The sequence below is a fragment of the Alphaproteobacteria bacterium genome (genome assembly GCA_019746225.1).
Taxonomy (GTDB): domain Bacteria; phylum Pseudomonadota; class Alphaproteobacteria; order Paracaedibacterales; family VGCI01; genus VGCI01.
Window position 1 is genome coordinate 91865 of record JAIESE010000012.1, and the last position, 10834, is coordinate 102698.

A 10834-nucleotide genomic window follows, 5' to 3' on the forward strand; every position below is an offset into this window, starting at 1 on the left:
AAGGGGAGAGGTAAAGTGCACGAGATTATTAAAGATATGACTTCACTTAAAAATAGGGAGATTCAGATATCTTCCCTCACACAACCACGACTTGATTGCGCCCCTCGCGTTTGCCTTGATAAAGCGCTTGATCAGCCCGAGCGATCAGGCCTTCTAAAGTTGGGCGGCTTCCGGGGACAATGTTGGTAAGGCCGATGGTGACGGTGACGTTGAGAGGCGGGGTGAAGGGCAGAGATACTTGTTGCATTTCCATGGCGATGCGGATTCTTGAAGCAATGTCCATAACGTGATCGGGGTTTGATTCGTTGATGAGGATTAAGAATTCTTCACCGCCCCATCTTCCAATGGCATCAGATTCCCTGCAGCCTTCCCGCAATGAGTGAGCGATGGCCTTTAAAGTTTGATCGCCGGATTCATGACCGTATGTGTCATTAATGGTTTTAAAATGATCGATGTCCAGAATCGCAACGGCAAATCCTTCTCCGCCTAAGAGGTACTCATCCATACGAGATCTCAAAATATTATAGATGCCTTGACGATTCCATAGGCTGGTGAGGGGGTCTATCATGGATGCCAAGCGTGCTTGGTCAAGGTCAGAGGCAAGTTTGCCTTTGTCCGACGTTATAGTGAAATTATGAATCTCTGTTTCAATCAGGGCAGCAACGTCTTTCAACCAGGCGAGCTGGTCGTAGGAAAAATATCGTGGTTTATGATCTACGATCGAAATTGTACCAAGCTTTTCCAAATTCAATTGAATAGGATATCCGGCATAAAATCGAATGTGAGGATCCCCCAAAACATAAGAATTCCGAGAAAAGCGCTCATCTCTAATTGTTTCAGGTACATTAAAGATATCTTCATGGGACAAGACATGGTCACAAAACGATTCAACATGGGAAATTTCAATACGATCTGTTCCAAGCAGAGAATTAAAGAGTAAGCGTTGATCGTCAATTAAGCTAATGAAAGCAATAGGAACATCAAAAAGACTCTGAGCAAGGCGGGTGATGCGCTCAAAATTCCCCTGGAGGGGGCTTCCTAAAATGTCGAGGGAGTGCAAAGGGTAAAGACGCTCGGAAATATTCAGAGGAAGACTAGGAGCGAGCATACAGTTGTTCCTTAAACTACAGTTTTTTCTAACGTTTATGAGTTGCTACTACAATCTCTTAAAGAGAAATCTTGTAGCAGTTTTTAAAAAAATATCAGTCAATTCGAAATAGAATTATTGTATATTGTTTATATAATGTAATTAAAAAATTAGAGAAAGAGGGAAAATGAGATAAGAGTCACTTATTTTGTCCATTCTCTCCCCTGCTGATGAAAAGATTTGGAGAAGTGACAAATTTATCCCAACAATGGGGTCGCTTCCCCGGGATTTGAGTCCTTTGACACTGCGCTAGGTTTTCCCCAAAAAATTTGGTCAAACGATTCACACGATGGACAAACTGGTTGCCATACAGGTGTTGGTGTATGGCAGTTTCCACAAATCCATGCGGGGTCTGCAGGTGCAGTTGTCGCTTTTTCCAACCAGTCATGAGCTTGATTAGCCTGATGAGGATTTTCGGCTTCCTCGACCTCTGCCATCAGGCGGCATACCCTTCCTGAATATTGGACGCCTTTGAGCAGATTCAGATAATGACGAGATTGCCCCCAGAGTTTTGCCGCGCGTGCCGCAGTTGCTAAAATAAAAAGGGATTCAGGGTGGTTGGGGGCGCCTTCTACGAGCTTTTCAATATCCCGATAATGATCAAGGGGGCTGTTGTCTGGATTGAGAGCCACTAGTTGAGTTGAGAAGTCTGGGTGAGGGCAATGAGCATATCCCCCCATCAAAATTTTTTGAGCTTTTGAGGTCTTCCCAACCTTGTGATAATGGTTTGCAAGACGCACAGCAATCGCGGAAATTTCAGGCGCTTCGTAGTGCGCGCTGGCCATTGTTTGAACAAACAAACTTTCATCGCCTGCCAATTCCGCAGCCTCGGCTTTCATCCAATGAATCAGCGCTTGTCTTCGACGACTCTCCGGTTTGGTAATCATATGACGAAGCTGCATCTGTTCTACAATCATGCTAGCCTTATCAAACGCGCCAAGGCGCAAATCCAGTTCCAGAAGTTGTTGTAAAACCCATGGGGATTGAGGGCGAAGGGCCATTGCTTCTTGGAGATAATGGCGCATTTGCTCCCAATTACTGGTTTGATGAGCATGCAAAATTAAGCCACGCAAACCTAAAAAGGCTGTTTTGGGGTTCTTGCTCATTTGTAAGAAATGCGTTTGGGCTTCCTCAAGTTTGCCTGACATATAAGAACTTTGTGCAGACAAAAGCAGATTTAAGGGTTGGTTCGCATTTAACATCATCGATCGTTTCGCGAGGCGACGGGCCTCCGAGAGTTCCCCGGCCGCAATGGCACTTAAGCCCTCCAGGAGCGCAAGTTCACTTTTACGGACGCGGCGTGCTTTTCGACGCTCCACCCAAATAACAGGAAGGCGCCATATAAAGCGCCAAACCCCGACGAGAAGGAGAAGAGATGCCACTGCAAATAAAATACAGGCCAGCAATATCCCAATGCTCATCTCGAATCGATACCCGAACCAAGTTAAGTTGGCGTGCCCTGGATATTGGGTCAAGAGAAACCCGACCAATACAAGGATTGTGAGTTTGGTAAAGAAAATAAATCCACGTATGAATTGAACCATTATAAGGCATCTCCCGTTTGTGATGATGGGAATAGAGATTGTGAGCTAAGTTTTTGGATTAACGTTTGTTCTATGTGGCTCAAGGCTTCTTCAACAGTTGATCTGTCTGGGGATTCTGGGGGACGAGGTGCTTCCGGCGCGTTTGGATCCACTTTTTCAATCTTGATGGCGGATTGTACGGAGGCCTTTAGGCGGGACCACACTGTTGTTGGTTCATTCACAGAAGGAGATGCTTCTTGAACTTTATGTTTTAAACCCTGAAGCCCATGGTCTGCATACTTTTCTAAAATTGAAAAATTCACATCCGTTTTGGTTGACTCTTTAAAAGCGGCTAACTCTCCGACATAAGGGGTTTCAGATAGAACTTTTGCTTTTAAACGCCAAAATAAAAGGGCTTCTCTTAACACTTGATTGGCCTGGGTTAATCGCGTTACCCCTTTCTCAACAGCTTGGGAGCGCTCAATTGTGTCTGGTGCGCCTTCCTTAGGTTGTTTTTGAAGGTCTTCTATTTGTTGTTGGAGAGTTGTAAGACGCCTTTCAACGTCCTTAACAAGTTCTTCTTGGTTGACGGTGCTACTCAGAGGCTTGTCCATTTTCTCAAGGTAGGTTAACCGATCATCAAGCGCGACGGTGTGACTTTTCAAAAGGTCGATCTCTTGAGTGTTCGGCGAGGGTATGAACCAGAGATTTTGATTAAGAAGAACGACAGAACCAATGACTCCCAAGGCAATGGCCATAATCATCGGGATCACGAATTTTAAGAAACACGACCTTTTCGGTTTTGTTGGTAGGGTTTCTTCAACCGGGGATGGAGGGACGGGTTTATCTTTCATTGAAGTCTCCACATAAGTACCAAAATGTCATTGCCCAAAAAACAATGTCAGTCTGCCATCATCAGCGCCAATAGTAAATCGTCTGTTGTGGATTTTTTTGCAATTCTCATACTTTTCCAGGGAAGGTCTTCTATCTCAGTTTTGATTGCATCGCTTAAACAGATGGCATTAACACAAGCGCATTCGACATCAAGATTCGTGTCTCGGCATAATTTTTTAAATATTTTTGCTGTACGAGGCGAGTAGAATAGGATCGCATCAAGGGCATTGGTTTGAAGGGTATGCAAGGTTTGAGGTAAGAATGTATTTGCTTCGTGAGTGGTGTAAACAACCATTCGTGTGGCTTCAATTCCCATCTTGATGAGTTCATGGACAATATCGGTGCGGATGATATCTCCAGATATATGAAGGATGGGTTTGCACAAAGAGGGCTGGGCCTTGAGGAATTCTGCCAGCAATAGTTCAGCGGAGCCCCCTCCCTGATGGACATGTTGAAATCCAAGATTCTTGGCCACCTTCGCTGACTCTTCCCCCACACACCACAAGATGTACGTGCGTTTGGAAGTCAGATTCGCCAAACAACGAATAGCTTGTTGGGAAGTGGCGATAATCGTTTCATGAGTGGCAAGAGAGGTTAAATCTAAAGTCCCTGGGTCAATTGGCGTTAGGTGAATTAAGGAGTCGACGGTCACCTCATGTCCCAGATGTGTGAGTTGGCTTGCGAGGATGGCGGCGCTCTCTTGAGGGCGTGTAATTAAGATGCGCATTCCAGCATCTCTAAGTCAGCGCCTGCTAGCTCTTTTAATATTTTAGCCGTTGATAACCCCAGTTCTGTTGGATCATTCCCTATTTGTTTTGTTCGAAATAGGGGGGCGCCTGAAGGGGACGCAATCATCGCATCTAACTGCAGTTGGCCATCGTCTTGCAGGGTTGTGTGCCCACCAATGGGGGTTCGACAACTGCCCCCGAGGCCTGCCAAGAGCGCGCGCTCAGCCGTCACACAACGCTGAGTGTTAAGATGGTTTAACGGTGTTAGATAAGACAGTGTGCGCGGATCATCTTTTCGGCATTGCAGGGTGAGGGCGCCTTGGCCGACCGCTGGGAGCATCTCTGACTCTGGAAATATGTAAGTGGCCTCGTCTTGACGACCCAAGCGGCGCAAACCAGCTAATGCCAGAATGATCGCATCCATATCGCCGTCCCGAAGTTTTTGAATGCGACTATCCACATTTCCTCTTAATGGAACACAAATGAGGTCGGGTCGATGGTGGAGTATTAGCGCGACACGTCGAGGTGCACAAGTTCCAACAACACTATTGGGAGGAAGGGCCTCGAGGGACTGAGCTTTGTTGCTGAGCAAGGCATCGCGAGCATCTTCTCTTTGGAGTATCGCAGCCAGCATCAACCCGTCGGGGGCTTTCGTTTCCATATCCTTTAGACAATGAACTGCAAAGTCAACCTCATTGGCAAGGAGGGCCTGCTCTATCTCTTTTGCAAACAATCCCTTTCCCCCAATTTCAGAAAGAGGGCGGTCCTTGATGCGATCCCCCGTTGTTGTGATGGTAACGATGTTGGCGCCTTGAATGGCAGCATCATCTGGGAATTGTTTTTTCAGGAGTTCTAAAACCATGTTCGCTTGTACGAGGGCGAGCTTACTTCCGCGGGTGCCTAGGCGAAGGGGGGGGAGTGATTGATTCATTTTTTATTCCCTCATAAGTTACACCTCGATTTATAGTGAATCTGAGCGGCGTGTGCAAGAGAAGTGATATTCCGAGATTGATATATTGTGTCTTCTGAATTATCATTTTTAATAGGAATAACCTTTTTTAAGCTATTGTTACTGAAATAGAGTTCTTTGTTTTAAGGAATGGAATTTAAGAATGCGGGCCTGTACCTTGTTTTTGAGTCGATTATTGATCGCCCTGATGCCTGTCATGATTTTGTCTATTGGCGTTACAGATGCATCACCGAAAGCAAAGAAAAGTCCTTTGAAAGTAGAAAAAAAAGTTGAAAGCAGCCCAATTGTTGGCGAGGCTGATGAAAGTGATGCTGAGGAAGAAGATGCCGACGATGATGTAGAAGAAGCGCCTTCACCAAAGAAGGGAAAAGAACCAGCCCCTTCCAAAAGTAAGTCTGAGAAAAATAAGAAGAAATCAGAAAAAGAGAAGAAACGAGCAAAAATTCTGGAAGGGTTTCGCCAAGCCGAAAATTTCCACAACAACTGGTACAACCTGTCAACGACTGAGGTAAAAGCCTCTCATGAAAAGCTCATTAAATTCTGTAAAATAGCCTGCACCAAAAAACACTGTATGCATGATAAGGTGGCCGATAAATGCCATTTGATGTGTCCTGAAACCACAACACGAAATTGCCCCGATCCCTTGAAACGATCTGATGATGATGGAGACGATATGGAAGAACCCATGGGCAATGGGGATATGTCGAGCGATCCTGCTTCAAAACTAGATGACTACGTTAGCCAAACCTCAGGATCTATTGATTTGTCAGATTCTATAGACAAATCGGATCGTAAGCTCATAGACAGTGAGGGCGAAGGGGGGTAGGTGATAGCCCATGCTAGGGATTGAACGGGGCATAACATCCTTCATAAATCGACTGGTTACGTCATTGCGAGGAGCGTTAGCACGTAAGTGCATAAGCGACGTGGCAATTTATGTATTCTTAGCTCCCATCTACATAAAATCCTTTTGAAGAATCAAATACATAGATTGCCACGTCGCACGCCTTCGCTGGTCGCTTCGGCTTACCTCCACGCAATGACTATGTTATTGGATTTCACGATCATGTTCCCTAACTCTCTTTTGAAAACGGAAAGCCTAAGTGTGTGTGCTTAAAGTTATCTGAATACTTCAGTCCAAAACCAAGCATACGATCAGCGCCAACATGGCTGATCCAAATGGTGCTGATCACCACGTAATCCGGGGAATTTACCATCATGCCAGTAATCCCAAGGATGAGGGGACCGACTGCGGAGTGTAGGGTGTTATAGGCATAAGCGCCGATGCGGGGTCCAAAGGCATATCCTGCAAAACTGAGGTCAGGGAGCAAGAAAAGGGCTGCAAAAAAGCCCCAAGAGCGATGATGTAATGAAAAAAGATAGAGCCCTGCGATGAAATAGCAGAGCCCTTCGAGGTGTAACCATATCTTGGGGCCAGATTTGACAGCACCGCCAAAGGGACTTTGTGTTTTATCAAGGTTCATGAAGGATTCTTACTTTGGTAATAGAGCAGTTGTAAAACGAACTATATTTTGGGAAAGCTCCTCAATGCGCTTTTGGGTTTCTTCATTGGGTTGTTTTTTGTCATTAAAGTCGCCTCCCGTTGCCATGACAAAGTTGGGGACAACGACAACGCTCGCTTCGATCGTTAAGCTGTTGAGGAAAGGCATGAAAGCCCAACGTGAGCCAGGTCCGCCAGAAGTACCCATGAATCCAACCACCTTATTTTCCCATGCCTTACCTGTCAGAATGGTTTTGTGAGCATGGGTGGTGAGCTCCATCAAATTTTTAGCAACGGCGCCCACGCTATTATTATAGATAGGTGCTGCGATAATAATTCCTTTGGCTTTTGCGATGCGTTCATGAATGACCTTTACTTGCGGATCATCATAAGCGGATTGCTCGTGGCCATTGGCCAGGGGAATTTTGTAGTCTCGCAAATCCAACAATTCGACGTCTTGGCCATGTGATTTCAAATAATCGAAAGCCCCTTTAGCCAAGATTGCACTTCGGCTGTCGGGGTTTAAGCTGCAGCTGATGACCAAGAATGGGACAGACTCTTGCTTCAGTGTCACTTTGTTTTCAGCGCATGTGACTGAAATGAACAGAAAATATGAAGCTAGAGTGAGGACTAACTTTTTAAACATGTGCTTTCTCCCAGTGAGTGATTGATATTTTTTTTCATACTACTTTGAATTTTCCATTTGAGCTAGTTTTAAGTCTTCTGCCCTTGGACTGGTCGCTTCACTCGTGCTTCCCTTGCTTACTCTCGGGCTAATCGTGTCTCTGGGGCTCGACCTTGAACTTCCCCCCGGGGTTCTGGGGCTTTTATGTGGACTATTAGGTCCATTGGATTGGAGGCTTCCTGAAGTACTGCGCCCAAGACCTGTCGAAAGTTTATCTTGGTTGCCCAAATTGCCTGATTTTCGGCGGCCTAGTTGATCAAGAGGACTTGACGAACTTCCAGATTTTCTTCTGCGGGCATCATCGTTTGGTGTTTTTCTGAGGCGGACTTCTTTTTGTGCGTCTACACCCCCCTTCGAGTCTGCTACAAGGGCCGCTAAAGCCTCTGGGTCCATAATATAGGAGGGTTTGCTTAAACTATCTCCTACACTTAATGCAGGGTCTGATTTTCTTCGCCCCCCACCAAGCTGTGAAAAGGATGTTGGGCCCTTTGAGTCGGCGGAGCCCCTTTTGTCTGATGGACTCATTAATTCTTTTAACTTATCATCTTTTTTTGGATTTTCAGACCCTTGCGATCTTCCAAAAAATCTCCGTCGTGTGTCCTTCTCTTTTTCTGTTGCTTGTACGATTGATATCACGAGAGAAAAAGATAACAGTAAGGCACCAAACTTTTTTAACATGTTTTCTCTCCTGTTTTGAGTCAGATCCTATTAGAAAATCAGGTTGGAGAGCAAGGAAAATCTATATCGTATACTCATCTTGCTTCCCATCTGTAGGAGGTGCTACATCCTTACTTGAGGTTTCCTCATCTCTTGGCGTTGCTTTCTGGCCATTGTTGTTCGACCCACTTTGCGCAACTGTCACACTTGTTCTCCTTGGTGTTACTGGAATGGCTTTGTCCTTCGAAATGCCCTCAGGTCTTGGGCTCCCTGTTCTTGGACTTCCCGTTCTTGGACTTCCCTTCCTTGGACTTCCCGTTCTTGGACTCGGTGCGTGAGGATCTAAGCTCGTTGGAGGTTGTGAGCCGATTACCGATTTTCTTCGAGTCTCTACTTCCAGGGGACTTGGTTGTCCAAGGCGTGCTGATCTTCTTCCATCTGAATTAATTCCTGATCCTGGCACATCACCTTCAGATCTTCTTATCGCTGGGGCATCACCCCATTTGGAGGGGAGGCCCCTTGTAGGGCTCTTTGGGCTTGTTAGGGCTAGATCTCTGGGGTTGAGTGTTTCCATAGTATCAGCCAAACCTGACAGATTCCCTGCGCTTTCAGAGTATCTGAGGCCTCCAGCGTTGTTTGAAGGGAGTTGTGCAAAGGTCATACCAGACGATCCTTCAGAGCCAACCCTTGGGCTTTTTAAGGGCGCGAGGACGGCTGTATCTGATTTTCTCATTCCTCTTCTTCTTTCGTCAGAAGCACCTTGAGGGACACCTCTTAATCGTGGCACAAGATTTGACCCCTTTTTTTTCGGTAGCTCTTCATTTTGATCCGTGCCTGCTGCGGGCAATGGAGGTGGTGGGGGCTCCTCATTTGTTGGAAGTGGGAGAGGAGGTGGACCACTGAGGATAGAAGAGATTTCTGTGCTAAGAGTTGGATCATTAACAGGTGAAGACCTCCCTGATTGAGTTCGTTCTCCTTTGGCTCTTCTAAGGGCAGGACTTTGAGGAGGTGTCATATGAGACGGTTGTGCCATCGGAGGTTGGGTACCTGATATTGTGTTGCTTCTTTTCCGTCCGCCTGGGGCAGAAACCGAAGAAACAGTTGAAACTGACTCTTCGGTAGGATTTAAAAGACCCGGTTTACTACTTCCTGACAAACGCTGTTCAAAATAATCTCCTGAATCTGAGCGCGAGTGTGTCACCGGTCTGTCGCTACTGCCTCTCGCTTCAACATGAGCAAGCCTAGGAGATTGAGTTGAGATCATTGGTGATGGTCCGCTTATGGTGCTGCTTCTTGAGCGTCCTTTTACAACAGGATCCGGTTTCTGAAAGTTGGGTGGTGAAGTAGAATCGTTCGTACCACTTCTCGAGCGGGTCTTTGCAACAGACGGCACCAGAACGGGGGGTAATGAAGTACTGTCTCTGGTACTGCTTCTTGAACGGGTTACGGAAGAACCCTGTGGATCAAAGGAAGACCCAGATCCTGTTAAGGCATCTTCTAATGTTTCACCGGGTTTGAGGGAGATCGAGTTATGACGCGATCGAATACGTCCAAATGATCCATCTTGCATTCCCTCTTGCTCAACAGGGGGTGTTGCGGCACGATTGGTGGCTGTTGGTATTACGACGGAGGCGTTGCCTACCCTTCTTGAGAGTGAAGGCGAAGAGAAAGGTGTGGAGAAAACACTATTGGCTGCTGTTTGAGGTCGAGTAATGGCCATAAGGGGGTCGTAAGCATCCTTTTGAAACTTTATGAGACAAAACTTGAGTAATTCTGAACTGGTTACCTCACTCAACTTTTCCGGAAGATCACTTAAAAATGAAGTGTCAACGATGACCCCGACTTCCTCGAGCAGGTTGAAAGCTTCGGTGCGAACATCCCATGCGTCTTTAGAACTTAATGCACATTTGGAAGATAAATTATAAATTGAAGCAGCATACTGACAGATCCAATAAAAGTTCTGTTCAACGGGTATGTTATTTTTAGGGATTAGGAAAACAGTTCGGGAGTTCTTGTCTAAACATTCTTTTGCTTTTAACAAACATTCTTTCGCTTTTGTGCGGGCCACGGCAAAAGCCTCGTATCTCTTAGATCGATCAAATCTCCGACTTGCCATTTTGCGCGCTTCTTCTGAAAGCAAATAGAGCATGGGTACATCTTCAGCTCCCAAACAGGATGCTTCAAGATAGATGCCTGCTAATCGACCAAAATCTGCCTTAATTTCAGCAAGAGCTCTTCGAACTTTTCGTATTTGAATTAAATTATTTTCATAGTTCTCTACTAAAAAATAGCGTTCGTTGGAAGAATGCTCTTCAGAATAGTACTTATATAAGGGTTTACCATCATAGCTAATTCTACCAGCGATTTCTATGGCTTTAAATGCCCTTAGGTGAGCTTCAGCAGCTGCAATATAGTTATTTAAGCCTGCGTTATCCCCTAAAGTTTCTATCCACCGTTGGGTATAGGTTGAAGATGCATACAAGCAGAAAATATATAAATGAACGTGACGCTCCTTCCCGGGAATGAATACAGGTGCCTCTCCTACAAAGGGGCAAATTCTCTTACTTTCGCTTAAAAGCCTATTGGCTGCTTGCAATAGATCTGTGGCAGGAACGTTGTCCTTTTCATAGCCAAAAGCGAGAGCATCGAAATCATATTTGATGGCATCCGTAAACAAATCCCATATATATTCACACGGCAGAGCGCGCTGAATGCATAAAACTTGGTAT

Annotated in this window: 10 protein-coding genes; 1 reads left to right on the top strand and 9 read right to left on the bottom strand. The window is 45.7% G+C overall.

What is annotated here, in order from left to right; genetic code table 11:
- Window positions 1-76 precede the first annotated feature (76 nt).
- From K2Y18_01950 to hemC, 5 genes are all read right to left on the bottom strand, one after another.
- Window positions 77-1108 carry a sensor domain-containing diguanylate cyclase gene (locus K2Y18_01950; protein ID MBX9804498.1) on the bottom strand — a complete coding sequence of 344 codons (1032 nt, stop codon included), beginning with the start codon at window positions 1106-1108 and terminating at the stop codon, window positions 77-79.
- Window positions 1109-1344: 236 nt separating this feature from the next.
- Window positions 1345-2691, bottom strand: a complete 1347-nt coding sequence (locus K2Y18_01955) for a hypothetical protein (protein ID MBX9804499.1) — start codon at window positions 2689-2691, stop codon at window positions 1345-1347.
- The gene (locus K2Y18_01960; protein ID MBX9804500.1) at window positions 2691-3524 is read right to left on the bottom strand and encodes a hypothetical protein; all 834 of its coding nucleotides are present in this window, start codon (window positions 3522-3524) and stop codon (window positions 2691-2693) included. Before K2Y18_01960 ends, K2Y18_01955 begins: the two co-directional genes overlap by 1 nt.
- A 47-nt stretch (window positions 3525-3571) precedes the next feature.
- Entirely contained in the window at window positions 3572-4291 is a 720-nt protein-coding gene (locus K2Y18_01965; protein MBX9804501.1) for a uroporphyrinogen-III synthase, read from the bottom strand.
- The gene (hemC, locus tag K2Y18_01970) at window positions 4279-5223 is read right to left on the bottom strand and encodes a hydroxymethylbilane synthase (protein ID MBX9804502.1); all 945 of its coding nucleotides are present in this window, start codon (window positions 5221-5223) and stop codon (window positions 4279-4281) included. The genes K2Y18_01965 and hemC overlap by 13 nt, the downstream gene beginning before the upstream one ends.
- 181 nt (window positions 5224-5404) lie before the next feature.
- Here hemC and K2Y18_01975 point away from each other — a divergent pair, with 181 nt between their 5' ends.
- Window positions 5405-6088 (top strand): hypothetical protein, encoded by a 684-nt coding sequence (locus K2Y18_01975; GenBank protein MBX9804503.1) that lies wholly within the window; start codon window positions 5405-5407, stop codon window positions 6086-6088.
- A gap of 247 nt (window positions 6089-6335) precedes the next feature.
- Here the strand turns inward: K2Y18_01975 and K2Y18_01980 are convergent, their stop codons facing one another.
- The 4 genes from K2Y18_01980 to K2Y18_01995 all read right to left on the bottom strand — a co-directional run.
- Window positions 6336-6746 (bottom strand): DUF4260 domain-containing protein, encoded by a 411-nt coding sequence (locus K2Y18_01980; protein MBX9804504.1) that lies wholly within the window; start codon window positions 6744-6746, stop codon window positions 6336-6338.
- A 9-nt stretch (window positions 6747-6755) separates the two neighbouring features.
- Complete coding sequence (locus K2Y18_01985; GenBank protein MBX9804505.1) at window positions 6756-7409, bottom strand: NAD(P)H-dependent oxidoreductase; 654 nt, start codon at window positions 7407-7409, stop codon at window positions 6756-6758.
- Window positions 7410-7448: 39 nt separating this feature from the next.
- Window positions 7449-8126 carry a hypothetical protein gene (locus K2Y18_01990; GenBank protein ID MBX9804506.1) on the bottom strand — a complete coding sequence of 226 codons (678 nt, stop codon included), beginning with the start codon at window positions 8124-8126 and terminating at the stop codon, window positions 7449-7451.
- A gap of 61 nt (window positions 8127-8187) precedes the next feature.
- Window positions 8188-10834 (bottom strand): hypothetical protein (locus tag K2Y18_01995; protein MBX9804507.1); only part of this gene is annotated, 2647 nt, incomplete at its 5' end.

Coding starts and splice junctions, on each gene's coding strand:
- K2Y18_01990 (MBX9804506.1), bottom strand. CDS start 8,126: ATGTTAAAAAAGTTTGGTGCCTTACTGTTATCTTTTTCTCTCGTGATA.
- K2Y18_01980 (MBX9804504.1), bottom strand. CDS start 6,746: ATGAACCTTGATAAAACACAAAGTCCCTTTGGCGGTGCTGTCAAATCT.
- K2Y18_01985 (MBX9804505.1), bottom strand. CDS start 7,409: ATGTTTAAAAAGTTAGTCCTCACTCTAGCTTCATATTTTCTGTTCATT.
- K2Y18_01965 (MBX9804501.1), bottom strand. CDS start 4,291: ATGCGCATCTTAATTACACGCCCTCAAGAGAGCGCCGCCATCCTCGCA.
- K2Y18_01960 (MBX9804500.1), bottom strand. CDS start 3,524: ATGAAAGATAAACCCGTCCCTCCATCCCCGGTTGAAGAAACCCTACCA.
- K2Y18_01975 (MBX9804503.1), top strand. CDS start 5,405: ATGCGGGCCTGTACCTTGTTTTTGAGTCGATTATTGATCGCCCTGATG.
- K2Y18_01950 (MBX9804498.1), bottom strand. CDS start 1,108: ATGCTCGCTCCTAGTCTTCCTCTGAATATTTCCGAGCGTCTTTACCCT.
- K2Y18_01955 (MBX9804499.1), bottom strand. CDS start 2,691: ATGGTTCAATTCATACGTGGATTTATTTTCTTTACCAAACTCACAATC.
- hemC (MBX9804502.1), bottom strand. CDS start 5,223: ATGAATCAATCACTCCCCCCCCTTCGCCTAGGCACCCGCGGAAGTAAG.